Origin of the sequence: Xenorhabdus sp. KJ12.1 (assembly GCF_963876495.1) — a bacterium.
Classification (GTDB): domain Bacteria; phylum Pseudomonadota; class Gammaproteobacteria; order Enterobacterales; family Enterobacteriaceae; genus Xenorhabdus; species Xenorhabdus stockiae.
In genome coordinates this window covers 1-24,940 of record NZ_CAWNQH010000061.1, presented here as the reverse complement: position 1 = coordinate 24,940, position 24,940 = coordinate 1, and the positions used below count along the sequence as shown (strand labels likewise).

Below are 24,940 nucleotides of genomic sequence, written 5' to 3'. Positions count from 1 at the left end.
TATGGAAAAGATTTCATTATCAGAATATGTAAAACAAAATGGTCAGGCGAAAACAGCGAATTTAATTGGAGTACATCAAACCGCTATTAGTAAGGCATTACGTGCCGGGCGAAAAATATTTTTAGTCCGTCAGGAAGATGGGAGTTATAAAGCTGAAGAATGTCGGCCATTTCCGAGCCAGAAACCATCTGAATCAGGAAAAGAATGAATTTCAGTAGTATTAATTATTGATTCTTGTTAATTAGTTAGTTGATTTTATTCTCATCTATTTTGTGTATATTCTTTCGGAGAAAATATGGCTTATCACATTCGTTGTTATCTCAGAGCGATGGGGAGTATTTTTGATATTATGCCCGCAAATGATTATCAGGAAATTTTGAATAATAAAAAGAATTTAGAAAATGAGGCATATTCGGGCTGCATTGGGCCTCTGCCTCCTCCCGATGTATTAAGGGATTATGAATCCATATTGTCTGGAAGCACTGAAAGAATATTATTATTCAGAGAGAAAGAGCAGAAATTTCAGTATGACAATAATAGGTTGGCGCTGGATGGCATGATAAAAAAAGAGAGAAGAGGGCAGTGGATGGGGTTTTCCATTGCGATGTTTATCTTAATTATTGCGACATTTTTTGCATTCAGAGGTGAAATGGTATTTGCAGGAACGCTAGTTACCATTGATCTGATTGGGCTGGCGGCGGTATTTGTGATAGGAAGAAAGTTAAGCAGTAAATAATCCTGCCAAAACTTGACGGTAATTCCAGTATTGTTGCAGTAAACGCAAAAGACTTCTGCATTTATTGCTCTTTTTCAGAGAAAACGATCTCATGATAATAAACCTCGGATTAAACATTAACGGTATGAGATTTTATTATGTCTGTTCCTGCATTCGGATTAGGTACTTTTCGCCTGAAAGATGATGTTGTCATAGCATCGGTAAAAAATGCTCTTGAGCTGGGGTATCGCGCGATTGATACTGCGCAGATTTACGAAAATGAAGCAGCGGTAGGCCAAGCGATAGAAGAAAGTGGTATTGCCCGTGAAGACATTTATATTACGACAAAGATCTGGACAGAAAATCTGAGCAAAGAAAAAGTGATATCAAGCCTCAAAGAGAGTCTTGTGAAACTGCGTACGAATTATGTGGATTTGGCACTCATTCATTGGCCGTCACCAAAGAACGTGGTGAGTGTTGCAGAAACAATGAATGCGTTGCTGGAAGCCAAAGAAATGGGATTAACACGTGAAATTGGTGTTTCAAATTTCACCATTGATTTGATGCAACAGGCAATTGAGGCGGTAGGTGCTGAACATATTGCCACGAATCAGATTGAGCTTTCCCCTTATTTGCAAAATCGTGATGTAACTGCTTGGGCACAAGAGCATGGTATTCATATCACTTCTTACATGACCTTAGCTTATGGCAAAGCGATTCATGATGAAGTTATCGGGCACATTGCTGAAAAACACCAGTCTACTCCTGCACAGGTCATTTTGTCTTGGGCAATGTCATTGGGGTATAGCGTGATCCCTTCTTCAACCAAGAAAGAGAATTTAGCGAGCAACTTAAAATCTACTGCGTTGAAACTTGATGCAGATGATATGGCCGCTATTGCTGCTCTTGAATGTAACGAACGTATCGTTAACCCGGAAGGTCTTGCTCCTCAGTGGGATAACTAATTACTCCCGTCTGTTCATTTCCTGAGTCATCCCTCAGCAATGCTGAGGGAAAACATGTTCGAATATTACACTATCAACGAATCTGCGCTTTTTAGCTGGTAGAACGATTTGAAAAACATTTCGCTAAAATATCAAATAATTTATTAATATCAGTGGCCTGTAAAGTTGAGTTACAACATTTCGACGATGGTAATACCACCGATAATAGAGATAAGGGCAGCAAGAGTACTGAGTAACACAGTTTCTGCGGAGGTATCTGTGTAAGCTTTATTAGTGATTGCCAGTGCAGGGACTGCCGTTGCGGTTGGCAAAAAACCGATAATAAATGCCGATTTCAACATATCGCTTTGAAGACCTAATGCGATACCTGTACCAAGGACTAAAGCTGCCTGTACAAAGTTTTTTACGAAGACGTTAAAAACGATTTCAACACTGATCTTTAATTTAATGCCTGAGAGTAATAAGCCAAGGAAGAACAGGGCAACACCACCCGCTGTTTTACCTAATTCATCGACGGAGTTTTGCAAAATTTCCGGTAGCTTGACGCCAAAAATTGCCAGTAGTGCTCCCAGAATGGGCAAAAACACTAATGGTTGAGCAATGGCTTTTCCAACCGATTTAAAAACACTACTATTTTGTTGCCTGTCACTTATCATCAGTAAAGTGAAAGGAATAATAATAATGGTATAGATTAAATTCCCAAGTATCATGGCAATCAGGCCGGATGAACCGACGGTTGCCAATAATACCGGTGGCCCACAGTAAGCCATGTCCGGGAAAGAAACGGATAATGCCTGCATGGCTGCATCTTTTTTATCATGACGGAAGAGAATCTTACCTGCAAAGAAACCGATAATATAAGATGCAATCAACCCGACAGCTAACGTTAATAAGTAGTTAATATTCAGTAGTACTGATGGTGGTGCTTTTGCGGCTGCGAGAAATAAAGCAAAAGGTAAGGCAATTTTAACAACAAAGTCGGCAAATGCTTGTGAATATTCACGTTTTATCAATCCATATTTACCGGACAGCCAACCTACTGCTAAACCTAAAACAATAGGCCCGAGTGCAGCCATTATGATTTGTAATAGCATAAAGCCCCTTAAAAGATGAAATAACAATACACGTTAATCAGAATAGCAGGCTTATGAGGTATCTGAGATCCTTATACTACTTCAATCCCAGATAGGACAGAATGGCCTGTTGAACCTTTAGTGCTGAGTTTAATATGGCTGAGGAAGTTGAACCTGCGATATGAGGTGTCAGCAGGGCCTCATCAAAATCTTTCATTGGCGTAGAAAAGCTCTCTCCTTCATTTTCGAAAGTATCCAGAGCAACACCGGAGATCCAACCTGGATTTTGTTGCATGAATGACGCGAGAGCCTTTTCATCGATCAAACCACCACGCGCCATATTAAGCAAGTAGGCTCCTTTTCGAAAATGAGGAAGGATGGCTCTATTAATCAGATGATGCGTTTCAGTATTTAGCGGAAGATGTAAAGAAATTATATCGTTATCAATAAGTAAAGATTTAATATTGTAGGCTCGACGAACACCCAGAGCTTCTGCTTTTTTATCAGTGAATCGATGGCTGCCTAGGATTGTCACTTGAGGAGCAAAAGGTTTTAACAGATGTAATAAGGCTTGAGAAATTGCGCCACTGCCAACCAACCCTATTTTGACATCACTCAATGAGTTTGAAGATGGTCGCATAGTTTTCGTCCAAATACCTTCGCGCATTTGTCGTTGATGCCAGTCTGTTTGATGTAATAGAGCTAACATTTGTAATAAGGTGAATTCAGCAACAGCAGTTGCATTTGAAGCAGGAGTGTTAATCACCTCTATTTTAAGTGATTCTGCAGTCTGAATATCGATGTGATTTAGCCCAACTCCCGCTTGGCCAATCACCTGTAATGGGGTAATAAGTTCTTTTTCAACTAAGCTGCACAATAAATTCCTTCTGAGAGGAATATTTTTTCTCAATTTTATAGCATGAAATCCACCAAAATGTTTAGCTACCGAAAGTATTTGTTGTGCGTTTTGCGTATTAATATTAACTCGTTCAAAGCGATAGTTGTGATTCTGACTATTTATCTGAATATCGTCAGGAATGTTAATAACTAATTCAATATCAGGAGAGAGATAGCCATTTATTTCCTTTTCGAATAGCGTTCCTGGAAGCGTATCTAACAAGAAAATTTTCTTTTTCATACATTACATCCTGTCAGGCCAAGGGCAGTATTTCTCCACCGAATTTTTTTAACAGTTTGCAGGTTACTTTCACCAGAGATTCGTTTGATATTGGTTTGCCGAAAAATATGGGACAATCATCAAGATCGATTCTAACTGCACTAATTGTAGGATCCCTAATTGCCGATTTTAACCAATAGTATTGAAGTGTTTATAAATCTGGCGTATCGGAATGTGAAATTTACTTTTAACGCATTTAGATTTTGTGTGACCTGATCATAAAATGATTTTGTCACTTCAGTGGGTTGTGCTGAAGTGACATGGCGAATATTTACTACAGAGAAATAATATGGATATTAAAACGCTATGTAAGCTTTATCAGTCAAAAGAGGATATTAAATATCTCTTTTTCTGGGGTCATAAAACCCATCATACTGAACTCATCACTAAATCATGTTTAAGCCAGTGGTATCCTGCGAAATTTGTCGTAGATGGCGTCAGTTATATTAGTGCAGAACATTATATGATGGCTGGGAAAGCCCGGTTATTTAATGATTTTGCTACAATGGAAAAGATTATTAATGCAAAAAATCCGGGAGCCGCGAAATCTTATGGTCGGGAAGTGAGAGGCTTTAACCAATCAATTTGGAACGAGCATCGGTCAAAGATTGTTATTGATGGAAATATAGCTAAATTTTCTCAAAATCCGGCAATGGAGGCATTTTTATTGCGGACGGGAGATAAGGTATTAGTAGAAGCCAGCCCTGTAGATAGGATTTGGGGCGTAGGAATGGCAGAAGATAATCCTGATATTTATAATCCCTTAGCATGGAATGGTCTGAACTTACTAGGTTTTGCTTTAATGGCTGTGCGCGAAAAATTAAAAATCGAGGGTGAGTGAATACAGAATATGACCGACACTCTTGTTCATTAGGATATACACTTCGTCTTTCAAGTTGCCTCTTTGTTGGCTGCGCTCGTTCACCCCAGTCACATAGTTATCTATGCTTCTGGGGATTCTTTCCCTTGCCGCCGCGATGCATCTTGAAATTCATTGTGTATAGAATCAATGACACCATCAATAATAAAGGAGCTGGCTATGTTTTCTGGTAAAAAAGTTATCATTATCCACGGTTATACTGCTTCACCTTCATCAAATTGGTTTCCCTGGTTAAAAGAAGTGCTGACTGAACAAGGTGCAGAAGTAATTGTACCGGAAATGCCTGAATCGTTATCACCTACACCGGAAGGGTGGGCCAGAAAGCTAATGGAGATTGCACCCAATGTGGATGATAATACAATCTTTATTGGCCATAGTCTTGGGTGTGTGACTTTACTTCGTCACTTAGAGGCAATCAAAGACACGACCGATAAAGTCGGTGGATATATTTTGGTTGCAGGGTGCGACTCTGCGCAGAGCACCATGCCGGAATTAGATAGTTTCACTGTTCAGCCATTGAATTATGTATTTTTACGTGAAGTAACAGCACACCGTGTTTCTATCATTTCGTCTAATGATGAGATTGTCTCTCCCGAATCATCTCATGCTCTTGCTAATTCATTACAAACTGAAATTATTAATATTGAGAATGCAGGGCACTTTCTCGACAGGGAAGGTTTTATCCGTTTGTTGCCTGTTTATGATGCCCTGAAAACAATGGTATCCGGTTGAACAGTATCAGCTCACTTTACTTCTGTTATTTTGCCTAAACTATCATCAGCCATCAGATAAAAAAGATGTTTTGTGGAACAAGTTTATCTATTTTTATGTTTCGCATTACGTTGCCTGATGTGCTGGTCATGGGCAATATGATCAGTCAAAACAATATTATTGCCGTCAATTTTATTTTGGGCAGAGGTGAAGGTCATGATTATTTCCGCTTCAACTGATTACCGGGCTGCGGCACAGGATAAGCTACCCCCTTTCCTGTTTCATTATATTGATGGCGGAGCCTATGCAGAACACACTCTGAGACGTAACACCGAAGATTTATCTCATATTGAGCTACGCCAGCGCGTGCTGAAAGACATGTCTGAACTGAATCTGGAAACGTGTCTATTTGGTGAGAAGATATCAATGCCCGTGGCATTGGCTCCGGTAGGTTTAAGTGGTATGTATGCTCGCCGTGGAGAAGTACAGGCCGCCCGGGCCGCGACTAAAAAAGGTATTCCATTTACCTTATCTACGGTATCTGTATGCCCGATTGAAGAAGTGGCTTCAGCAATCGAGCGCCCGATATGGTTTCAGCTTTATGTATTAAAAGATCGTGGTTTTATGCGCAATGTTCTGGAAAGGGCAAAGGAAGCCGGTGTTAAAAATCTGGTATTTACTGCTGATATGCCTGCTCCCGGTGCTCGCTATCGCGATGCTCATTCAGGAATGAGTGGCCCGAATGCAGCGATACGGCGTTTTTTACAGGCAATCACCCACCCGCGCTGGGCGTGGGATGTTGGTGTGATGGGAAAACCACATGATCTTGGCAATATATCCTTATACCGTGGTACGCCGACCAAACTGGAAGATTATATCGGTTGGATAGGGAGCAATTTTGATCCGTCTATATCATGGAAAGATTTAGAGTGGATACGTGATTTTTGGCAAGGGCCGATGATTATTAAAGGCATACTTGATCCTGAAGATGCTAAAGACGCTGTCCGTTTTGGTGCTGACGGTATCGTCGTTTCCAATCATGGTGGGCGACAATTGGATGGTGTTCTCTCTAGTGCCAGAGCTTTACCGGCTATTGCAGATGCTGTTAAAAATGACATTACAATTCTGGCTGACTCAGGTATTCGCACAGGGTTAGATGTCGTAAGAATGCTTGCATTGGGTGCTGATAGTGTTTTATTGGGGAGAGCCTTTGCGTATGCTCTGGCAGCAGCGGGGGAAGCGGGAGTTTCCAACTTATTAGAATTGATTGATAAAGAAATGCGGGTTGCTATGACGCTGACGGGAGCGAAATCTGTCAAGGATATAAATTCAGATTTATTAGTAAATAATCTGCGCCCATTATTTTAACATACTGCTGGTTTGAAGTTAGCAGAGTCAGCAAGGTATGAAGCTGCTGACTCTTTTTTTATTAGATCCCGATTGGGCGATACCCTTGCCATTCTGGTTTATCAGGCAGCCCGTTAGGGTTTTCAGTCAGATGAATATAGTAGCCACTCACTTGTCCCAAAAGCAGGCAGTCATCAACATCTTTCAGATTATCTTTATGTAATTGATCATAGCCAGTAAGCAAACATTTTTTTGCTTTTTCTTTTGCTTCTTCAATTGTACGGCCAACAAAAAATCCATATTCATGAGCTTCTGCTAGTGAATTTTTTTGATAGCCACCTACGTTTACAAAATAAAGTCGTAAATCCCCTGCGTATTCATTTTTGTTGAGAGAAATATCATAGCCATCTGCCCATTTAACAGGCATATAGCCATCCAGATGAAGTTTATCTTTATCACCAAACCACACATCGCGTAACACGGGGTAGGCTTCTTCAACCTTATTTACAGCAACAAATTGGACATCATGAACTTCGATATTGGATTTTCCGGCATTCCCACCAAGATAAAACATATATAACTGAGTCATACCTTTCCTTATTGCTTTTTTTAATTTTTATGCTTAGAAGCAAAGTGATAATTGATTTAAAGCACGATTTGACCGTAAGAAAATAGTTTAGCTTTTCCTGTCAGATAAACACGTTTTCCTTGTACTTCACACAATATATCACCACCCCGTGCAGATAACTGGCGTGCGCGGAGGATGGACTTATTAAGCCGTTTACCCCAGAAAGGTGCTAAAACACAATGAGTTGAACCCGTGACAGGATCTTCATTAACGCCTTTTGCCGGAGCGAAATGGCGTGAAACAAAGTCAACAGATGAATCGCCGGGAGCAGTAATGGCAAGACCAGGAAAAGGAAGGGAAGCAACTTTATCGAAATCAGGCTGAATATGGCGGACTTGCTCAGCAGAATCCAATACACAGATATAACGATCATGGGAGGCAAATACTGCTTTGATTTTTTGCCCTAGAGCATCCTGAATGACAGGGAGCAGAGTCGCCTCTTCCTGGCAATCAGCGGCGGGGAAATCTAATGTAAAAACACCATCCTGATGAGTCACATGTAGATCACCGGAACGGGTCTTAAATGTAATTAATTTATTTTGGTATGAACATTTTTCAACGAGGACAAAAGCTGTTGCCAATGTGGCATGCCCACATAAATTCACTTCCACTCTGGGAGTAAACCAGCGCAGGTGGTCACCGACTAAAAAAGCTGTTTCTGAAAGATTGATTTCAGCAGCGATAGCGATAAGTACCTCATCTGACAGCCATTCATCCAGTAAGACAACAGCAGCAGGATTGCCGGAAAAGTTTTTTTCTGTGAAAGCATCGACATGATAAATAGGGTATGAAGACATCAGAAACTCACTTTACATAAAAAAATCTCAGCTAGCATGTTGAAATTGCTTTTGATTGTAAAGGGGTATTTGTTTTTGGACTACTAACTACCTATAACTGGTAGTTGATCTCAGCGGAGAATGACTATTAAATAATGATTTTTAGTTATAATCACACTAGGATATTTATGCAGTTTAAAAGGATTATCGGCCTGCTTTTTATTATGATAATTGGCTGTTCTCAGGCGTTCGCGCATGATTTTAGCTATAAAAGTAATATACCTGCTGATAACAAAACGCCAGAAGAATACCTGAAAAAAAGAGAAGGATTGGGTACTAACAACTGGCAGGTTGATAAGCTGGCACGAGACAACGCGCTGGTTGAGAAACGGGAAGAAGAAGCGGATAAATATAAATATGTCCGAAAAGATGATTCAAAAGCACATCTTGGGTTTTCTTATGATTGGGATAATCAAAAACTGAAATTTCCTCATAATGACAAAGACTGGGCAACTATGAATGACAGGAATCGAGCCACCCAACGCAAATGCTACCGGGAAACCAGACAAAAGTTGGAACAAAAATGGGGAAATGGCTATTCCAATATGGAGATCGTGGATGCTTGTGGAGGGGCTTATTAGAGGGTTCCTTGAGCCACTCATTTAACTTTGTAACTTAATATTTTTTGGAAATCAGGCTGTCACTTTTGGAGTGAGAGCCTGATTTTTTAAGTTATGATAATTGATATTTATTGGCTTTCAGAGACTTTATAGCCAAGAAAGGCGTAACCTGAAAGGGGCTGAGTATCTAGTGAATATTATCGCTATTATCACCATATAAAGATGGCATACCTTCGGGACGTGTTTTAAAACGGCGATGTAACCACATATATTGTTCTGGTGCCTGCATGATCTCCTGCTCGATGATCTTATTCATAAATGCGGCGGCCTTTGTTTCATCTTTTTCAGGGAAGTTTTCTACAGCAGGTTGAATAATCAGCTCATAACCTTTTCCATCTGGTAGTCGACGCGGAGTAAAAGGAAGTAGAACCGGATTCGATAATCGAACCAGAATTGAAGTCCCGGTTGTTGTTGCCGCATGTTCAACCGCGAATAATGGCGCAAATACACTTTTACGTGGGCCATAATCATGATCCGGTGCGTACCAGACAATTTCACCATTTTTCAGACAGCGGATCATTCCCTTGAGATCTTTTCTGTCCAGCATATATTTGTTGGAGCGTAAGCGCCCCCAAGTTTGTAGCCAATCCAGAACCGGATTATCATTTGGTCGATAAACACCGACACCCGGATTCAGTATACCGAAAATGCGAGCACCCAATTCCAGTGTCAGGAAGTGGAGCCCAATAATAATGATCCCCTGGCCTGTGGTCTGTGCTTTCTGGATATTTTCCCGTCCTGTCACTTTGAACCAGCGCTTTACTCTCCAATCAGGCCAGAACCATGCCATACCAGTTTCAAGTAATCCCATGCCCACGGATTCAAAATTTTTTACCAGCCACTTATCTCGTTCTTCCTGTGACATATCGGGGAAACAGAGAAGCAGATTACGCTCAGCGATTTTAGCCCGCTTTTTTAAAAAGCGCTGTGAGAGCCGGCCAAGACGGGTTCCGATCCAGTAAATCGCTGGATAGGGAAGTAAGACCAATAAATAAAGTATTCCGATACCCAGCCAAGTCAGCCAGTGGCGGGGATGTAAAAGTGAACGATGAAAAGAGGGTGTCTGTATCATGTGTTTTCAGTGTCTTAAAGAATAATTCTTGAACTATAAAAAAACCTGTCTTATAACGCCTCAGGAGTAATATGGGGCTATTGTGACACTTTTTAGTGGAATATCGAAATATCAGGGCACTAAATGGTTAATCAAGCAATAACAAATTAGCAGTTATCCTTACAGCTTTGGTCTTGCTGTATCAGATGGTGATTATGATGTCACCAGATATGATATTCAAATGGTTGTTTTAACCTCGTTAAACGGAAGCAGGATAGGGAATACAGAAGGCAGCATGATTAGAGCAAGACCGCAGGAGTACCTGCCTGCCATCTTTCAAGTTACAGCTGGCTTTATGACCTGTATTCACTTACACCGGCATAGTGTCAAATTATAACTTTTTTACGGCTTTCTTTGCTTGATATTCATTTCAGATAGGAGTATCACTAAGAAGCCTTCTGAATAAGAAACATTCATTGTTTTATTTTCATAGTAAAGTGAGGAAGTAAGACATGAAACGACAAAAAAGAGATCGTTTGGCACGTGCACTTTCTAGGGGCTATCACGCTGGTATTTTAGGGCGACCGCGGGAAAATTGCCCTTACCATTCGTTAGATGCCCGCTCACACTGGCTGGGGGGTTGGCGTCAGGCAATGGAAGACCGTGTTTGATTGCTGTGACTTTAGTCAATAACCCGTTACTTTAATAACAAATCACCTCTGCCATAATGCAGAGGTGATTAGTATAAGAGAAGGGAAGTAAGCATCAGGGCAAGAAAATCAAAAATTACTGGTATCTTTGAAGATCCCTACTTTCAAATCCGTTGCTGTATAGATAAGTTTACCGTCAACCAACACTTCGCCATCAGCCAGACCCATAATCAGTTTCCGGTTTATGACGCGTTTAAAATTAATGCGATATGTGACCATTTTTGCTGTTGGTAACACTTGCCCGGTGAACTTTACTTCCCCAACACCAAGCGCCCGACCTTTACCTTCACCGCCAAGCCAGCCCATGAAGAAACCAACAAGCTGCCACATCGCATCAAGACCGAGGCAACCAGGCATAACGGGATCTTTGAAAAAGTGACAACCGAAAAACCACAAGTCAGGGTTAATATCCAGCTCAGCTTCGATATACCCTTTGTTATAAGTGCCACCGTCTTCTGTCATTTTAATGATGCGATCCATCATTAACATATTGCCGGAAGGGAGTGGTGGCCCATTTTCACCAAATAACTTACCTTGTCCAGAGGCTTGAAGTTCTTCTTTAGTGTAGGACTCTTGTTTTTTAAACATATTCTCAGATAGCCTTATTATTGGGTAAGGCTAGAGAATAGCGTACACTTGTACGCTGAACAACTCCGATCAGATATCTTGACACTAACCCAGCCAGCGCAAGAACCAAGGTAATTTTGGGCGTTCTTGACTATTAATTTGTGTAATACGTTCGTATATCATAGCTAACAGATGTTCTTTCTGTTCGTCATAATAAGGGATGTCTGTCAATAATGAAGCGGCTTCGGATACGTGCTCTACAGCCCAAATATGGAATTCTCCATTTTTCACTGCATTAATAACATCCTGATGCAAACATAAATGTTGCACATTGGCTGTTGGAATAATCACACCCTGTGAGCCGGTTAGCCCACGGCAGTGACATACACGGAAAAAACCTTCAATTTTTTCATTAACACCACCAATCGGCTGAACATTACCAAATTGATCGACGGCTCCTGTCACCGCGATTTGCTGGTTTATCGGCTGTTGAGACAGGGCACTGATTAATGCACATAATTCAGCTAACGAAGCACTGTCACCATCGACTTCGCCATAAGATTGCTCGAATACAATAGAAGCAGAAAAGGGTTGAGGCTGATCGAGTTTTAACTCAGAAATCAAGTAGGCCTGCATAATCATCATGCCTTTGGCGTGAATATTTCCCCCAAGCTCGACTTTACGTTCCACATCAATAAATTCGCCATCGCCTAAATGGGCAACACAACTGATTCGAGAGGGTTCACCAATCGGATCTGGATGGCCCGAATATTCAAGTACAGACAATCCGTTTATTTGACCAATAACAGTACCCTGTGTACGGATCAGTATTTGACCTTTCAGAATTTCGTCCATACTGCGTTCAGCTAAGTAGCTATGACGCCAGCGCCGGTTATCTTCTGCCTGTTGCAGAGAATGCAGAGTAATCTGATTTTCCTGCTGATAATTAGCCGCTGTTTCCAGAGTCTGTTTCAGCCACTGGATATCTAAAGGCAAACTGAATTGATCTTCGGTGTAACGAATAGCTTGCCTGAATAATTCGCTCCAGGCATCTTGGCTCAAAGACGGGAGTTTTTGCTGTTGAATGAATCCACTTACATAGCGACACCACATCGCCAGATCATCTTCTTCATGAAATGGCATATCAGGTTCGAATTCACTGTATAAAGCACTGCTTGCCAATTCCGGTTCGATAGTATGCAATTCGTCAAGACTGAACCGATCCCCTACAAGGATCAGACGCAAATCTAACGGTATTGAGGGAACTGGCAGAGGCAGAGGGTGGTTTTCATTGTGTGGTAACCAGTCAAAACGTCGTTGAATGATCATCTGTTTGAGCCGAACCCACATTAATGGCTGGGATAGCAGCGTGCGTAGGGGTAAGATTAAAATACCACCATTAACTTGATGGATAAGCCCCGGCTGGAGTTGAAGCACATTCTGGTGTGTGTAGATGTTGCCAAATAATTGTTCAGGTTCAATCCACTCGCGATAAGCAACTCTTTGATTTGGCGAGAAAGGGCCTTCACCGGAGGAATGCCATGTAATGGTTTGGTGCTCTATCTGATAATAACCACCAACATCAGGATAGCTTTCTGGTAATAATGTAGAAACTGTATCGGATAAAAGGGCCAGGCAGGCATCACTTTCTTCTGCTTTTAACAGCATAAAAGATTGGCGTAAATTGGCCTGACAAAAAAGTGTTAGCCCATTGTGCAGCCTGGGTTGAATGACTTCCAGGGTAGCGGAAGGTGATTCAGAAACAGAATTGAAAAGTGATTGATAAGGTACACTATTTGGCTGTAATGATTGCCAGTCTAATTTTATATTCGTCAAAGTGATAGCTACATGTAGTGAAAAAGAAACATTTATTATACAAGATTAGGCTGTGAACCAACATGCCATAATCTTTGAAAGGCATGATATTTGTACTATCCCATTGATAGATTAATAAATGCACAATAATCCGGTGTTGTTATGAGAAATTAAGATAAATAATTGCTATGCTTAATTTAAGTTACGCTGTCACTGAGAGATGAAATGAAATATCAACAATTGGAAAATCTGGAATGTGGCTGGAAATGGACTTATTTAGTGAAAAAACATCGGGAAGGTGAAGAAATCACTAAATATCTTGAAAAAAGTGCAGCTCAGGATGCAATTAATGCATTGTTAAAATTAGAGCGAGAACCTGTCAAGGTTTTGCAATGGATTTCACTGCATATGAATCAAGCTCTATCCAACCGCATGAAGCAAACTATCCGAGCACGGCGTAAGCGCCATTTTAACGCAGAACATCAGCACTCGCGTAAAAAGTCTATTGACCTGGATTTTCATGTCTGGCAGCGTCTTTCAAATCTCTCCCGACGCCGTGGTAATACTTTATCAGAAACAATAGTGCAATTATTGGAAGATGCAGAACATAAAGAGAAATATGCTCACCAAATTCTGAATTTAAAACAGGATTTAGCTGCAATTTTAGATAAATAGTCTTTGAAAAATGGCGAAATAAATAAAAACCCCATGCTTACACATGAGGTTTTTATTTTATGAATAATGTAGATAAATCAAAGGGCAACTTTTGCTGGGACAGTTACCTCTTGAGTACCCTGAATATTGATAACAACACGGCGGTCTGGTGACAGACACGAGATCAATGTAGAGCGCGCTTTGATATTGTCACATGTTGAGCCGGTAACTGGATTTTCTTTACCACGCCCCTCAGCCTTAATACTGTTTGCAGGAATACCTTTTTCAATCAGATAGTCAACAACGGATTGAGCCCGTTTCTGGGACAGAGGTAAGTTATAGTTTTGGCTACCGATTCGGTCAGTGTAACCAAGAACAACAACATGCCCCTGATTTGGGTCAATTTTACTTAATTGGTTATAGAGTGCATCGAGTTCCTGTTTACCTTCAGCTTTCAATGTTGATTTGTTGAAGTCAAACAGGACATCAGAACGCAGGGTAAAGCTTTTGTTTTCAACAACAGGCATTGGAGCTGGGATTACAGGAGGAGGCGTAGCTTCATCCTGCCCAAAACGGTAAGAAACACCGAGGCTTAGCAGACCATTATTTGGTTTAGGCCCTAAATAAGAGCTGCGATCTTGCGTATATGCATCTGAGCTGCCTTTTCCGCTTTGACCAACTTTTGGTGCCCACTGGTATTCCAGACGAGTTGCAACATTTTTCGTCAATGCATATTCAGCACCGAGAGCGATGAGTGGGGAAATACCAGTACTATTATTTTTCACATAGTTTTTTGTTTTATCTGAGTGGCTGTAATTTGCTGAAGCGTTTGAATGCCACACTATGCCCCCCAGACGAGTATAAGCATCTAAAGAGTCTGTCAGTGGAGCGCTCAATTTCATTGCAAGCTGAATACCCTGGCTTTTGAAACTGGCGTCATTAATCTTAGATTTATAGGTCATTTTCCCCAGCCAATCATAACCTAATTCGAAACCTATGTATGGTGTTGCCTGATAACCAACATAAGCTCCGGCACCCAGAGCATCTTTCTTGTCAGCATTACCTGTCGCTACTTTAGCAGCATCGATATCTTTAAATCCTGTTCTACTGTAGTCGGACCAACCTACCTTAGTACCTGCATACCAAGTATGCTCTTTTGGAGCTGCTTGAGCCACAGTTGTAAAAGTTGCTACTGCCACGGCCACTGCGATAGCTGTCTTCTTCATTGTACGCCTCGTTATCATCCAAATAATAAGTAGTTGGCCTTAAAGTCTTATTGTTGGCCATTGGTTGAAATAATCTGTTAGGTATATGCGCTTAATATCAATAGATAATTCCTGAAATGTGAGTTAAATCAGCATCAGCCTAACTTTGTAGAGTCTACAACGAACTTTAAAACTTACAAGTACATGGTGATTTGTGATACATATTTTTTAAATTAATACCTGTAAGAAATTAAATATTATTAATGATAGCTTATAAGGGTTGTTTATTTAATTGTTTGATTTTTATCATAAATAAAAAAAATTTATTACTAATAGCATGTTTATTTTAAAAAATACTGAGAATAATCTTAAATTCATTCAATGATAGTAAATAGAATGAAACTTTATCCTGTTTTCTACGGGATTATACTGTTCGGATGAGGCTTGAGGGCGCATAATCAGGCCTAGTGTTGTGCCTTTCTGTGCTGCTAATCTCAGTTTTTGTAATCCATATTCAGACAGTTCTGGCAGCCATCCTAATACGATGCAGTAGTTACCACTTGCTAAGGCTTTCTCCATGGCATAGGGTGATGCAATAGGGGTAATTTGGTTTAATTGAACGCTCTTGTCTAAAGGCAAACCCGAATCGACTAACCACTGGCGGCTTAATCTTTTATTAGGCGTTATCCAGAGTAACCACCTGTTTTCATCTCTGGATTGATGTAGCAAAGGAAGTAGGATGTGATTAATCACAGGCCATTGTTCACAATAGCTTAACTCACGGATTGTGCCATTTACTGCTTGTAAGGCGTTTTGCTCAGCCTGACTAAAAGGTTGTAATTTTGTAGATGTAGTGCCCGTTACATTAGTGATCTCGTGTTTGTGAGTTGTACTGTTCTCAGCTTCAATTTTACTCTCAATGAGATACTCCAGAGTGGGTTGAATACGCATAATGTTCCTCACCATGATGCCTGTATATATATACAGTAATTGGTTGTTTGGCTAAAAGCAAGACCATTTTTTTCAAGGCGCTTCGCAAAAATTTATATAAAACAGTTTTTTTCTAATTTAATGATTGGCAGCCAGAAATAGATTGCGTATGGTTTTAATTACTTGTTCTTGTTATTTATTTTGTTAATAACAGACAAGAGAACAGAGCATAAAATATTTAGTCAGGATATAATTCATGGAGTGATAAAAATGTTTTTATCTGGGGCTCGTTTTGATCAATTGAAACACGGCGTATCTTCATTGGGGAAACTTAAAAAGAAATCCCAGTTTGGTGGAATTGGATTATCAATTGATGGAGTCTTGTTCGCCCTGAGTTATGAAGGTGAGCTTTATTTACGAGGGAATAGTTATGCAGAGACGTTATTTAAAGCCAAAGGCATGGAGACGTTTATCTATTCAAAAAGGGGAATTCCTGTGGCTTTGCGTTATTACCGAGTCAGTGAGTCACTTTGGCGGGATCAAAAACAATTATTCGAATATGTTAATTTAGCCTATCAAGATACACTGACAGATATCATTAATAAACAAAGAACACCTCTCAGATTAAAAGACCTTCCTAACCTTGGGATGGCTTTGGAGCGCCAGTTATGGAAAGCAGGAATATCAAAAGTAGAAGAATTGCGGGTGTTAGGAGCAAAAGTAACTTATCTTAAATTACAACAAAATGGAAAGAAGATAAGTGTTAATATCTTACTGGCATTAGCCGGAGCAATAGAAGGCTGCCATGTTGCTGTGTTGCCAGAAAAACTACGCCATGATTTACTTATATGGCATCAAGAATTGGAACATGGTAACTAATATTATTCTATTTTTTCTTAATTTAAGATGACAGATGATAATTGATTTTAAATACAGAAAATATAAGTTATAAAAATAATAAATCCGCCTTCATAGAAGGCGGGATTTATTTAATTGGATTTCTGATTGTTTATTTGCTTTCTTAAATTAACTATTTCCGGTAATAATTCAATTAGCAACCCTACTTGCTGTAATACAAGTTGAACTTTGCTGTTATCAGAAGTTAATTGATTACTTTTTTGTATCAAATGCTCTGAAATCTGATGCAGGAACTCATCATTAACTCTGTCTTGTTGCAATGCAGATTCAACATGGTGGATTGCTTCAGTCAGCAGATCCAGAATGACAGGTTCATTAAGTCTGTCACGATGTGCGCCTAAGGCGGAAATATAACTCAACATGGTATGATTCAGGCAAAGTAAACGAAATGCTGCTTCCTGAGAAATACGATGATGTTTAGGCTCTGATGACATGTTCGAGACAACTGATGCCAGTTCAGCATCGTAATTATGAGCGTTACGGCGAGCAACCCGATATTCCAGACAATTACTTTTTCCTTGATGATATTGCAGCAAGATGGCATTGAGATAATGGCAATTGGCGTTCATTGTACGGGTGATGACTTGTGGCAATTGCCGAAAATTCCAATCAGGCCAGATAAAACTGACTGCCAACAAGGCAATACCACAACCGATCAGGGTATCGACTATTCTGGGTAACGCTACTTCAAAGCCTTCACCCAATAGATTAAAGCTTAATAACACCAATAACGTAATAAATAAAGTCGCATGTGCATACTGGCTACTACGGAAGGCAAAAAATAACACGCCTGAAATGACAATCAGCAATAATTGCCCTTCAATAGAAGGTACAAGATAGAGAATAGGCAGGCCAATCAAAATACCCGCCAGTGTCCCGATAACCCGCAGAGCCAGACGGCGGCGAGTCGCGCTGTAGTTAGGCTGACAGACAAAAAGGCTGGTCAGCAGGATCCAATAACCTCTTTGCATATCAAATAGCTGAATAATGGCATAACCAGTACAAAGCAAAGCAGACATACGTATAGCGTGGCGGAATAGTGCTGATTTGGGTGTCAGATTGCTGAGAAGCCGAAATGAAATATCACGCCACCCCGTTAAGGCCTCATCGGATAATTGCGTCTCTTCTTGTTTATCATTGTACTGTTTGTCATGACACTGCCTGTCATCGCTTTGCTTATTATATTGCGCAATTTCCTGAAAGGTCAGATATTGCTCAGAACTGAGTCCGGCTAGTTGTGCATCAATTGCTCGCAAATTTTTCAGTAAATTACTAAATGCAACGATCTTAGTATCAACTAGTTGTTGGTTTTTTAATTTCTCTAAAGAGATTTCAAGATAGGTGAAAGCATTCTCGAACCGTGAGCTATGCTGATATTGTTTACGCAGGATAATGGATTGTGAAACCTGCTCACAGGCGTGTGCCTGCATGGACAACAATCGCTGGAAACGGAATAGAAGATCGCTGTGGCGCAATGTTTCTCGTAGCTTTTGATACTGAATGTGAGACGAACTGGCACGTTCATGGATATCCTGAACAACAAAATAATAGTGTAGAGTCCTTCGGGTTCCCTGTTGCCCACGGTCTCCTTTCAAACGACTTAATAAAGTTATTTTAGTTTGATTGAGTGTTGATACTAATGTGCTGTTGGCCATAGCAATATCAAACACAGCCTGCTCGTATTCCTCTGCTTCAGCATCAGGGTCAAACAAATTTGTTTTAGCGTGCAGATACACAGAAAGCTGATGATAACAGCGTGCCAGGTTTTCTTGTAACGGGCGGATAGGAAATAGTGCATGCCCTGCTAGTGTCAGCAAATTATACCAAATTGCACCAGTGAGTAATAATAAAGGTTGCTGATACCAGACAGGGAATATCGATGCACCCAGCATAGTATATATTGCAATCAATAAAGCACCGAAAGCGATGGTGGCATAACGCTGTCCTAAAGCACCAAGCAGTATGAAACCACAGGTAGAAATCGCCAGCCCAAGAGTGAAGAACCAAGGGTATGGAAAAAGTAAAGTAATAGAAACAGAAGCAACAAAGAAGGAGACTAAGGTGATGACCAGATTGCGTAAACGACCCACTAAACGATCATCTAAGTCTGTTAATGCGGCGGCGACAACACCTAACGTCAAAGGGATTGTAATCTTGGGTTCTTCTTTCAATAGCCAGGGAACCAGTGTAGTTCCTGTTAGCGCAATAAATATACGAATATAATAGAAAACGTGATTGTTATACAAAAAATGGCGGGAGCTGGAAAAAACAGTTAGCACAAAAAACTCCTAACAACATTTAAGTGAGCAGATAGCTCAACAATTTTCAGGTACGGTGCTATTACAATGGAACTAAAATCAACACAAATTGGTCAACGACTTGCTCGGCATCCTTATAATCGAGTGCGTTTACTGAGTGCTGGCATTGAAGTCAGTGGTGACAAACATCAGTACCTAATTCCATTTAATCAATTAATCGATATTCAGTGTAAGCGAGGGTTTGTCTGGGGGGAACTGGAATTTGAGTTACCGGAAGGGAAAGTCGTTCGTTTACATGGCACTGAATGGCAGCAAACACAGCGTTTTTACCATTATTTATTCAAGGAATGGCAGGCATGGAGCTCTGATATGAGCGGCATCAGCTCAGGCGTTCTGTCTGCTCAGGTAAATAAAATTGATAAAATCCGCCAGCAAGACTATTGGATGAAGACAGAAGATTTATCTCTATTACAGCAACAAATTCATGAAACATTTCAATCTATTCCTTTGCCATTACAAAGACTCAAGGACTTTGCAAGCTGTCGGGAAAATTACCAGACGTGCCTGAACTGGATCAATGAAGGAGAGGAACGGCGAAAGCTCATAAACCAGCAGTGGTCTGAACGCATTCAGGAACGGTATGGTGAATTGTTCCAAATCGCAGAAAATGTACCATTCAATCAATTACAATATCAGGCTGTTATTAATGGTGAAAAATCCATATTAGTTTCGGGAAGTGCGGGAAGCGGAAAGACATCTGTTTTAATTGCCCGGGCAGAGTGGCTATTATTACGCCAGCAGGCGCTTCCTGAGCAGGTTTTATTACTGTCATCCGGGCAGAAATCGGTTGAGGAAATAAATAAACGTCTTCAGTTGTGTTCGGGAACAAAAACGATAAAAGCGAGAACATTCCATGAATTGGCTCTTTGTATCATCCGACAGACAAATAGCAATACACCAAAAAGTAGTGAACTAGAGACTAATACTCAAAAACGCCATGATTTTCTTATTCGAGAATGGCAAAAACAGTGTAATGAAAAAAAAGCACAGGCCAAAGGCTGGCGCGAATGGTTGAATGAAGAGTTAGACTGGCAGTTACCCGATGGAGCATATTGGAATGACAGGCAGGTACAATCCCGTTTATCCAGCCATCTGGATTATTGGTTGGAATTAATGAGAATGCATGGCGGTAGCCAAAAAGAGATGCTGGAACGGGCTTTGCCTGAATATTCAGATATATTCCCAAAACGTATCCGCCTGATGTCACCTTTGTTGAAAGCTTGGAAATCGGCATTAAAAGCAGAAGGAACGCTGGATTTTTATGGGTTGATTCATCAGGCAGTAAATACTCTGCAAAAAGGACGTTTCATTAGCCCGTGGAAGCACATCCTATTAGATAATCTGGAGAATATTTCTCCTTTAAGTATTAAGTTATTAACTACGCTACAAGCGCAGAATAGACAAAGCCATATATTCGCAGTAGGAGATAACTGGCAGGGAGTTTGTCGGTTTAACAGTCTTGAATGGCCTTCAATAAAGACTTTTTCTACTTATTTTGGTGAAAGTGACGAGTGCATTTTAGATACCACTTATCGTTTTAATGAGCGCATTAGTAAAATAATTAATGGAATTGCTCATCTTTTTCACAGCCAAACGAGTGGTTCACTGTGTAGGCTCACCAATCGTAGTTCAATAAAAGGAAATAAAAAATCAGTCATGATTTTGCCCGAAGAACAATTGGAAGCCTTGTTAAACAGGATGAGTGGTTATGTCACCAATCAGGAAACCATTTTCTTATTGGCCCGTTACCATTTTCATAAGCCTGATGTATTGAAGAAAGCGGCAACCCGTTGGCCGAATTTAAATATTAACTTTATGACCATTCACGAATCTTTAGGGCAGCAGGCTGATTACATTATTATTTTAGGGTTACGAAAAGGAAAAGAGGGTTTTCCGGCATCAGAAAAAGAGACAGTGCTGGAGCAGGTTTTACTGCCGAAACCTGAAACATTTTCTGATACACAAGAGCAGCGTCTGTTATATGTTGCATTAACGAGAGCAAAAAAGCAGCTCTGGCTGATACAGGAACCGAAAAATCCATCGGTATTTATTCACCAATTATCTAAATTAGGTGTCCCAGAGCACTGCAAGCCTTAGATTTCCGTGAGAGAATCTGGTTTTCTTTGCTGGTGGCCGTGTTTATTTTAGCCTTTCATCAAGATATCCCTGATAATCAGGTACGTAAATATCGACTTTTTCGGTAAAAAGAGAAGATTTGATAAGGAAATCAGCAGTTGTTCGATTTGTTGCTACAGGGATATTCCAGACTGTGGCCAAACGTAACAGTGCCTTGACATCAGGATCGTGAGGAACGGCATTCAGAGGATCCCAAAAAAAAATTAGAACATCAATTTTTCCTTCAGAAATCAATGCACCAATCTGTTGATCACCTCCCATCGGCCCACTCAATAGGCTGGTAATTGGTAAGCCCGTTTGTTGTTGAAGCAGGTTCCCGGTTGTACCTGTGGCATAGAGCCTGTTTTGTTCTAATAAACGTTTATGTTCATTGACCCAAGACAGAAGAGATTGTTTACAGTGATCATGCGCAATCAGAGCAATACTTTTGGATTCAGTCAGTGTACGGGTTGTTAATTCCATATTAATACCTTCGTGAAAATGTACTATTTACCAATTATTTTAATAACAAAATAATAGAAATAAAGGTGATTGTCATAAACTCTGCAGTAAATGAAACGTATAATTATTGCAGCATAATCATGAGATAGGAGGCGCTATGAGTGATCAATATCTGATAGATATTCTGAAAAAAGTCAGAACAATCGCTCTGGTGGGAGCGAGTGAAAAACCAGATAGACCTAGTTATGAGGTAATGGAATACCTGATTGATCAGGGATATAACGTCATTCCAGTTAGCCCTAAGCTAGCGGGTAAAACATTATTAGGACAGCAAGTTGTGAAGCAGCTAGCTGATATCGAACAGCCAGTTGATATGGTTGATGTCTTTCGTAATGCAACAGCTGCTTATGGTATTGCGGAAGAAGCGATTGCCATCGGAGCAAAAGTGCTTTGGCTGCAAAAAGGGGTAATTAATGATGAGGCGAAATTATTGGCAGAAAATAAGGGATTAGATGTGATTATGGATCGTTGCCCGAAAATTGAGATCCCACGTTTAGGATTAGAAAAATAAAGAAGGCGATGGGGTATCTTTATTTCACCGCCTTTCCTTATCAGTATCGTTTAATTTTTTAAAGGAATGTGTTTAATTTCGTAACCTTGGAGCCAGCAATTGACTGCGGATAGATTCAGCTAACTCATCCAGAGAAGGATGTTCCGGATGATCATCTGATATCTCGTAAGTCAATTGAGCCTCTGCTAAATAGGTGTGGACAGGTTGCCCATCATCACCTTCCATCACAACGTGATACCACGGAGCTGAACGTAAAGTAGCATTAGATGCGATATCATTTTCCTGTGGTTGTTCTAAAGAATATTCGGCATCAATATCTACAACAACACCCAGATAGCCCAACAGGCTATGTCTCACTTGTTGGCCGATACCGAATTTGCTGGCGATCATCATAGTCACCTCCAGAGAAACCTTGCAATGACTCTTATATAAGGGCCGTAAGGTAAATTTCAAGCGCACACCCGGTAACCGGAATCTTGCATTTGAGATGGTATGTGATCACCATCTCATATTTCAGGTTAGCTGTTGTGTATATAAAATACAATACTAAAAGTGGTCTTAGCATACCAAAGTTATTATACCTGATAGTTTTCAATCTATTGCATAACAGAAAATAAATACTTTTCCATCAGGATACTGAAGAGTCACTTTTCGATTTTGTTTGAGGGAGAAAAAGAAATGATAGTTCAAAGTATCACTATTTATGTTTATGGCCGAGTGCAGGGAGTTGGTTTTCGTTATCAGACATACTACTGGGCAAAGAAAAATAAGCTATTAGGATATGTTCGGAATATGAATGATGGTAGTGTCAAAATCGTTGCCTGTGGTAATGAGGAACAAATAGCAGCACTGATACATTGGCTGGAGAAAGGCGGGCCTCCGGGCGCGAAAATTGAACATTTTCAGCCTCAGTTTTGTGAGATAGAAGAAATGACTGATTTCAGCATCCGCCATTGAAGACGGATGACAGATTCAGATACATTTCACTGGTTTTGGTAACCCTGCAATTTTAGTTGCTTGCTTCGCCGGCCCTTTAGGAAACAAGCGATAAAGATAGCGGCTATTACCTTTTTCTTCGCCATGCTTTTGTGATATCGCCTTGACTAACATTCTGATAGCGGGGGAAGTGTTAAATTCCTCATAAAACTCGCGGACAAATCGAACCACCTCCCAATGCTGTTCGGTTAAGATGATATCTTCCTGCTCGGCAAGTAGCGGGGCCATCGCTTCTTCCCAGTCGTTACTGTTTTTAAGATAACCCTGTGCATCAGTTTCGATTTCTCGACCTTCAAATACCAACATAGCTTTTTTAACCACTCGACAATAATGGCTGCAATTTAGCAAAAATCACCTTTATTCCAAAGAAAGATTGCCATAAATGCTGAATAAATGTGCCAACGAACAGTTATGTGAGTGATTTGGCATCAATTGAGCATATAAGTACTTTACATTGGGAACAGTGATGTTTATAGTGCACGACATCGCGGAGGGGTGGCCGAGCGGCTGAAGGCAGCGGTCTTGAAAACCGCCGATGGGAAACCATCCGAGAGTTCGAATCTCTCCTCCTCCGCCACTTACACTTCTAGCAGCATCTCTTAAAGTCTACTTTCCCCAATAAAATCAACGAAAATCCCCAAATAACACTCTATCAACGTCTACTGGCATCTATTGCAATGTACCCCAGTCAGGGGGTATATATAGGGGTAACTTTCTGTACCCCCTAAAAAAATACCCCCATTACTGTGAGGGGGCAAGGATGCTAGAAATATGAAACTAACAGCCCGGCAAGTTGAAACAGTAAAACCCCAAGATAGAGATTTTAAGCTATCGGATGGCGGCGGTTTATACCTGTTGGTAAAGACAACCGGTTCTAATACTACAGCCGTGATCCATATTGTGTCATGATGACTCTCTATCTTCCTAACACCAAGGGAGGTGTCCTATGACCTCACCTGTCAACCTCTGGGAACAGGAGCTACGGGGCGTGCATTCCCGTCTGGCTCCGCTGTTTCACTCTGTCGGCTCTCAACACCGTTGTCTGGATTATCTTCGCGGACTGCTCAGTGATGTAGAGCGCAAAAATGGCTGGCAATTGGCCGAATGGCTGGGCGAACACTCGCCCGATGGCATTCAATATTTTCTGGAACGCGCCCATTGGGATGCGGAGGCGGCCCGCGATATCTTACGCGACTATGTGACTGACCATCTCGGCGATGAGCAAGGTATCCTCATTATTGATGAAACCGGTTTTATTAAAAAAGGAACCCACTCTGCCGGGGTACAGCGTCAATACAGCGGCACCGCTGGACGCATTGAAAACAGTCAGATAGGTGTTTTCCTGTGTTACGCCGGTAAGGGCGACCATGCCTTTCTTGATAGGGCCTTATACCTGCCCGAACAGTGGACTGAGGACCGGCCCCGCTGTACGGCTGCGGGCATCCCTGACGCCGTGAGCTTTGCCACGAAACCCCAACTTGCCCGACACATGCTGGCGCGGGCATTGGATGCTGGCGTGCCCTGTCGCTGGGTGACTGCCGATGCCGTGTATGGGCATGACCGCCGCCTGCGATGCTGGCTGGAGTCCCGGCATCAACCGTTTGTATTAGCGATCCCCAAGAATGAATGGCTTTGGTGGCAAGGCCCGCACGATATCAGGGCGGACGTGATTGCCG

General features: G+C 41.0%; 27 protein-coding genes, 1 tRNA gene and 1 pseudogene. 16 read left to right on the top strand and 13 right to left on the bottom strand.

Annotated elements, in window-relative coordinates; all coding sequences use genetic code 11:
• Position 1 precedes the first annotated feature (1 nt).
• The 3 genes from AACS92_RS07445 (at position 2) to dkgB (ending at position 1,680) form a co-directional block, all read left to right on the top strand.
• Complete coding sequence (locus AACS92_RS07445; RefSeq protein WP_099108338.1) at positions 2–208, top strand: Cro/CI family transcriptional regulator; 207 nt, start codon at positions 2–4, stop codon at positions 206–208.
• Between the two features lie 168 nt (positions 209–376).
• Positions 377–736: a DUF2335 domain-containing protein gene (locus AACS92_RS07440; RefSeq protein ID WP_244590433.1), complete on the top strand. Its 360-nt coding sequence runs from the start codon at positions 377–379 to the stop codon at positions 734–736.
• A gap of 137 nt (positions 737–873) precedes the next feature.
• Positions 874–1,680: a 2,5-didehydrogluconate reductase DkgB gene (dkgB, locus tag AACS92_RS07435; protein ID WP_099108336.1), complete on the top strand. Its 807-nt coding sequence runs from the start codon at positions 874–876 to the stop codon at positions 1,678–1,680.
• A 170-nt stretch (positions 1,681–1,850) separates the two neighbouring features.
• Here the strand turns inward: dkgB and AACS92_RS07430 are convergent, their stop codons facing one another.
• Both AACS92_RS07430 and AACS92_RS07425 read right to left on the bottom strand, forming a co-directional pair.
• Positions 1,851–2,774: an AEC family transporter gene (locus tag AACS92_RS07430; protein WP_099108335.1), complete on the bottom strand. Its 924-nt coding sequence runs from the start codon at positions 2,772–2,774 to the stop codon at positions 1,851–1,853.
• A gap of 76 nt (positions 2,775–2,850) precedes the next feature.
• Positions 2,851–3,891, bottom strand: a complete 1,041-nt coding sequence (locus AACS92_RS07425; protein ID WP_099108334.1) for an NAD(P)-dependent oxidoreductase — start codon at positions 3,889–3,891, stop codon at positions 2,851–2,853.
• A gap of 328 nt (positions 3,892–4,219) precedes the next feature.
• On the opposite strand from AACS92_RS07425, the gene AACS92_RS07420 reads away from it, so the two are divergent.
• The 3 genes from AACS92_RS07420 to lldD all read left to right on the top strand — a co-directional run bounded on the left by AACS92_RS07420 (position 4,220) and on the right by lldD (position 6,889).
• Entirely contained in the window at positions 4,220–4,771 is a 552-nt protein-coding gene (locus AACS92_RS07420) for an NADAR family protein (protein ID WP_099108333.1), read from the top strand.
• 198 nt (positions 4,772–4,969) lie between these two features.
• A complete protein-coding gene (locus tag AACS92_RS07415) occupies positions 4,970–5,542 on the top strand; it encodes an RBBP9/YdeN family alpha/beta hydrolase (RefSeq protein ID WP_099108332.1) in 573 nt (190 codons plus the stop codon).
• A 195-nt stretch (positions 5,543–5,737) separates the two neighbouring features.
• Positions 5,738–6,889: an FMN-dependent L-lactate dehydrogenase LldD gene (gene lldD, locus AACS92_RS07410; protein ID WP_099108331.1), complete on the top strand. Its 1,152-nt coding sequence runs from the start codon at positions 5,738–5,740 to the stop codon at positions 6,887–6,889.
• A gap of 61 nt (positions 6,890–6,950) precedes the next feature.
• Here the strand turns inward: lldD and AACS92_RS07405 are convergent, their stop codons facing one another.
• Both AACS92_RS07405 and AACS92_RS07400 read right to left on the bottom strand, forming a co-directional pair.
• Positions 6,951–7,457 carry a DUF1543 domain-containing protein gene (locus tag AACS92_RS07405; protein ID WP_099108330.1) on the bottom strand — a complete coding sequence of 169 codons (507 nt, stop codon included), beginning with the start codon at positions 7,455–7,457 and terminating at the stop codon, positions 6,951–6,953.
• A 56-nt stretch (positions 7,458–7,513) separates the two neighbouring features.
• Positions 7,514–8,293, bottom strand: a complete 780-nt coding sequence (locus tag AACS92_RS07400; RefSeq protein WP_099108329.1) for a PhzF family phenazine biosynthesis protein — start codon at positions 8,291–8,293, stop codon at positions 7,514–7,516.
• 167 nt (positions 8,294–8,460) lie between these two features.
• Between AACS92_RS07400 and AACS92_RS07395 the strand changes: the two genes are divergently transcribed.
• Positions 8,461–8,913 (top strand): hypothetical protein, encoded by a 453-nt coding sequence (locus tag AACS92_RS07395; RefSeq protein ID WP_099108328.1) that lies wholly within the window; start codon positions 8,461–8,463, stop codon positions 8,911–8,913.
• A 166-nt stretch (positions 8,914–9,079) separates the two neighbouring features.
• Here the strand turns inward: AACS92_RS07395 and AACS92_RS07390 are convergent, their stop codons facing one another.
• On the bottom strand, positions 9,080–10,024 hold the full coding sequence (locus AACS92_RS07390; RefSeq protein WP_099108327.1) for a Kdo(2)-lipid IV(A) acyltransferase: 945 nt from the start codon (positions 10,022–10,024) through the stop codon (positions 9,080–9,082).
• A gap of 491 nt (positions 10,025–10,515) precedes the next feature.
• Here AACS92_RS07390 and rmf point away from each other — a divergent pair, with 491 nt between their 5' ends.
• Positions 10,516–10,674 carry a ribosome modulation factor gene (gene rmf / locus AACS92_RS07385; protein ID WP_086956221.1) on the top strand — a complete coding sequence of 53 codons (159 nt, stop codon included), beginning with the start codon at positions 10,516–10,518 and terminating at the stop codon, positions 10,672–10,674.
• A gap of 108 nt (positions 10,675–10,782) precedes the next feature.
• Here rmf and fabA read toward each other — a convergent pair whose 3' ends face one another.
• Both fabA and AACS92_RS07375 read right to left on the bottom strand, forming a co-directional pair.
• On the bottom strand, positions 10,783–11,301 hold the full coding sequence (fabA, locus tag AACS92_RS07380) for a bifunctional 3-hydroxydecanoyl-ACP dehydratase/trans-2-decenoyl-ACP isomerase (RefSeq protein WP_086956222.1): 519 nt from the start codon (positions 11,299–11,301) through the stop codon (positions 10,783–10,785).
• Between the two features lie 84 nt (positions 11,302–11,385).
• Complete coding sequence (locus AACS92_RS07375; RefSeq protein WP_099108326.1) at positions 11,386–13,116, bottom strand: AAA family ATPase; 1,731 nt, start codon at positions 13,114–13,116, stop codon at positions 11,386–11,388.
• 204 nt (positions 13,117–13,320) lie between these two features.
• Between AACS92_RS07375 and matP the strand changes: the two genes are divergently transcribed.
• Positions 13,321–13,770 carry a macrodomain Ter protein MatP gene (matP, locus tag AACS92_RS07370; RefSeq protein ID WP_099108325.1) on the top strand — a complete coding sequence of 150 codons (450 nt, stop codon included), beginning with the start codon at positions 13,321–13,323 and terminating at the stop codon, positions 13,768–13,770.
• A gap of 77 nt (positions 13,771–13,847) precedes the next feature.
• Here matP and ompA read toward each other — a convergent pair whose 3' ends face one another.
• Positions 13,848–14,975 carry a porin OmpA gene (ompA, locus tag AACS92_RS07365; RefSeq protein WP_099108324.1) on the bottom strand — a complete coding sequence of 376 codons (1,128 nt, stop codon included), beginning with the start codon at positions 14,973–14,975 and terminating at the stop codon, positions 13,848–13,850.
• A gap of 357 nt (positions 14,976–15,332) precedes the next feature.
• Positions 15,333–15,905, bottom strand: coding sequence for an SOS-induced cell division inhibitor SulA (gene sulA / locus AACS92_RS07360; RefSeq protein ID WP_099108323.1), 573 nt, complete (start codon positions 15,903–15,905; stop codon positions 15,333–15,335).
• A 249-nt stretch (positions 15,906–16,154) separates the two neighbouring features.
• Here sulA and AACS92_RS07355 point away from each other — a divergent pair, with 249 nt between their 5' ends.
• Complete coding sequence (locus AACS92_RS07355; RefSeq protein ID WP_099108322.1) at positions 16,155–16,763, top strand: TfoX/Sxy family DNA transformation protein; 609 nt, start codon at positions 16,155–16,157, stop codon at positions 16,761–16,763.
• A gap of 110 nt (positions 16,764–16,873) precedes the next feature.
• On the opposite strand, the gene yccS is transcribed toward AACS92_RS07355, so the two are convergent.
• Positions 16,874–19,081 (bottom strand): YccS family putative transporter, encoded by a 2,208-nt coding sequence (gene yccS, locus AACS92_RS07350; RefSeq protein ID WP_099108321.1) that lies wholly within the window; start codon positions 19,079–19,081, stop codon positions 16,874–16,876.
• Positions 19,082–19,147: 66 nt separating this feature from the next.
• Here yccS and helD point away from each other — a divergent pair, with 66 nt between their 5' ends.
• Positions 19,148–21,217, top strand: coding sequence for a DNA helicase IV (gene helD, locus AACS92_RS07345; RefSeq protein ID WP_099108320.1), 2,070 nt, complete (start codon positions 19,148–19,150; stop codon positions 21,215–21,217).
• 42 nt (positions 21,218–21,259) lie between these two features.
• On the opposite strand, the gene mgsA is transcribed toward helD, so the two are convergent.
• Positions 21,260–21,718 carry a methylglyoxal synthase gene (gene mgsA, locus AACS92_RS07340; protein WP_099108319.1) on the bottom strand — a complete coding sequence of 153 codons (459 nt, stop codon included), beginning with the start codon at positions 21,716–21,718 and terminating at the stop codon, positions 21,260–21,262.
• A 136-nt stretch (positions 21,719–21,854) separates the two neighbouring features.
• Between mgsA and AACS92_RS07335 the strand changes: the two genes are divergently transcribed.
• Positions 21,855–22,268 carry a CoA-binding protein gene (locus AACS92_RS07335; protein WP_099108318.1) on the top strand — a complete coding sequence of 138 codons (414 nt, stop codon included), beginning with the start codon at positions 21,855–21,857 and terminating at the stop codon, positions 22,266–22,268.
• 72 nt (positions 22,269–22,340) lie between these two features.
• Here AACS92_RS07335 and hspQ read toward each other — a convergent pair whose 3' ends face one another.
• Positions 22,341–22,661, bottom strand: coding sequence for a heat shock protein HspQ (hspQ, locus tag AACS92_RS07330; protein ID WP_186435674.1), 321 nt, complete (start codon positions 22,659–22,661; stop codon positions 22,341–22,343).
• Positions 22,662–22,946: 285 nt separating this feature from the next.
• On the opposite strand from hspQ, the gene yccX reads away from it, so the two are divergent.
• A complete protein-coding gene (yccX, locus tag AACS92_RS07325) occupies positions 22,947–23,225 on the top strand; it encodes an acylphosphatase (RefSeq protein WP_099108317.1) in 279 nt (92 codons plus the stop codon).
• A 15-nt stretch (positions 23,226–23,240) separates the two neighbouring features.
• On the opposite strand, the gene tusE is transcribed toward yccX, so the two are convergent.
• Positions 23,241–23,570 carry a sulfurtransferase TusE gene (gene tusE / locus AACS92_RS07320; RefSeq protein WP_169926668.1) on the bottom strand — a complete coding sequence of 110 codons (330 nt, stop codon included), beginning with the start codon at positions 23,568–23,570 and terminating at the stop codon, positions 23,241–23,243.
• A gap of 183 nt (positions 23,571–23,753) precedes the next feature.
• On the opposite strand from tusE, the gene AACS92_RS07315 reads away from it, so the two are divergent.
• From AACS92_RS07315 to AACS92_RS07305, 3 genes and pseudogenes are all read left to right on the top strand, one after another.
• A tRNA-Ser gene (locus AACS92_RS07315) sits at positions 23,754–23,841 on the top strand.
• Between the two features lie 194 nt (positions 23,842–24,035).
• Positions 24,036–24,140: pseudogene (locus tag AACS92_RS07310) on the top strand (Arm DNA-binding domain-containing protein); the annotation flags it as partial.
• A gap of 70 nt (positions 24,141–24,210) precedes the next feature.
• A partial coding sequence (locus AACS92_RS07305) for an IS701 family transposase (RefSeq protein ID WP_099108316.1) occupies positions 24,211–24,940 on the top strand: 730 nt, incomplete at its 3' end.

Excerpts from the sequence above, each read along its gene's own strand:
- AACS92_RS07395 (WP_099108328.1), top strand. The coding sequence starts at position 8,461 with ATGCAGTTTAAAAGGATTATCGGCCTGCTTTTTATTATGATAATTGGC.
- matP (WP_099108325.1), top strand. The coding sequence starts at position 13,321 with ATGAAATATCAACAATTGGAAAATCTGGAATGTGGCTGGAAATGGACT.
- sulA (WP_099108323.1), bottom strand. The coding sequence starts at position 15,905 with ATGCGTATTCAACCCACTCTGGAGTATCTCATTGAGAGTAAAATTGAA.
- AACS92_RS07425 (WP_099108334.1), bottom strand. The coding sequence starts at position 3,891 with ATGAAAAAGAAAATTTTCTTGTTAGATACGCTTCCAGGAACGCTATTC.
- fabA (WP_086956222.1), bottom strand. The coding sequence starts at position 11,301 with ATGTTTAAAAAACAAGAGTCCTACACTAAAGAAGAACTTCAAGCCTCT.
- mgsA (WP_099108319.1), bottom strand. The coding sequence starts at position 21,718 with ATGGAATTAACAACCCGTACACTGACTGAATCCAAAAGTATTGCTCTG.
- hspQ (WP_186435674.1), bottom strand. The coding sequence starts at position 22,661 with ATGATGATCGCCAGCAAATTCGGTATCGGCCAACAAGTGAGACATAGC.
- AACS92_RS07400 (WP_099108329.1), bottom strand. The coding sequence starts at position 8,293 with ATGTCTTCATACCCTATTTATCATGTCGATGCTTTCACAGAAAAAAAC.
- yccX (WP_099108317.1), top strand. The coding sequence starts at position 22,947 with ATGATAGTTCAAAGTATCACTATTTATGTTTATGGCCGAGTGCAGGGA.
- AACS92_RS07405 (WP_099108330.1), bottom strand. The coding sequence starts at position 7,457 with ATGACTCAGTTATATATGTTTTATCTTGGTGGGAATGCCGGAAAATCC.
- tusE (WP_169926668.1), bottom strand. The coding sequence starts at position 23,570 with ATGTTGGTATTTGAAGGTCGAGAAATCGAAACTGATGCACAGGGTTAT.
- AACS92_RS07355 (WP_099108322.1), top strand. The coding sequence starts at position 16,155 with ATGTTTTTATCTGGGGCTCGTTTTGATCAATTGAAACACGGCGTATCT.
- AACS92_RS07335 (WP_099108318.1), top strand. The coding sequence starts at position 21,855 with ATGAGTGATCAATATCTGATAGATATTCTGAAAAAAGTCAGAACAATC.
- AACS92_RS07390 (WP_099108327.1), bottom strand. The coding sequence starts at position 10,024 with ATGATACAGACACCCTCTTTTCATCGTTCACTTTTACATCCCCGCCAC.
- lldD (WP_099108331.1), top strand. The coding sequence starts at position 5,738 with ATGATTATTTCCGCTTCAACTGATTACCGGGCTGCGGCACAGGATAAG.
- rmf (WP_086956221.1), top strand. The coding sequence starts at position 10,516 with ATGAAACGACAAAAAAGAGATCGTTTGGCACGTGCACTTTCTAGGGGC.
- AACS92_RS07445 (WP_099108338.1), top strand. The coding sequence starts at position 2 with ATGGAAAAGATTTCATTATCAGAATATGTAAAACAAAATGGTCAGGCG.
- AACS92_RS07430 (WP_099108335.1), bottom strand. The coding sequence starts at position 2,774 with ATGCTATTACAAATCATAATGGCTGCACTCGGGCCTATTGTTTTAGGT.
- AACS92_RS07420 (WP_099108333.1), top strand. The coding sequence starts at position 4,220 with ATGGATATTAAAACGCTATGTAAGCTTTATCAGTCAAAAGAGGATATT.
- ompA (WP_099108324.1), bottom strand. The coding sequence starts at position 14,975 with ATGAAGAAGACAGCTATCGCAGTGGCCGTGGCAGTAGCAACTTTTACA.
- dkgB (WP_099108336.1), top strand. The coding sequence starts at position 874 with ATGTCTGTTCCTGCATTCGGATTAGGTACTTTTCGCCTGAAAGATGAT.
- helD (WP_099108320.1), top strand. The coding sequence starts at position 19,148 with ATGGAACTAAAATCAACACAAATTGGTCAACGACTTGCTCGGCATCCT.
- AACS92_RS07415 (WP_099108332.1), top strand. The coding sequence starts at position 4,970 with ATGTTTTCTGGTAAAAAAGTTATCATTATCCACGGTTATACTGCTTCA.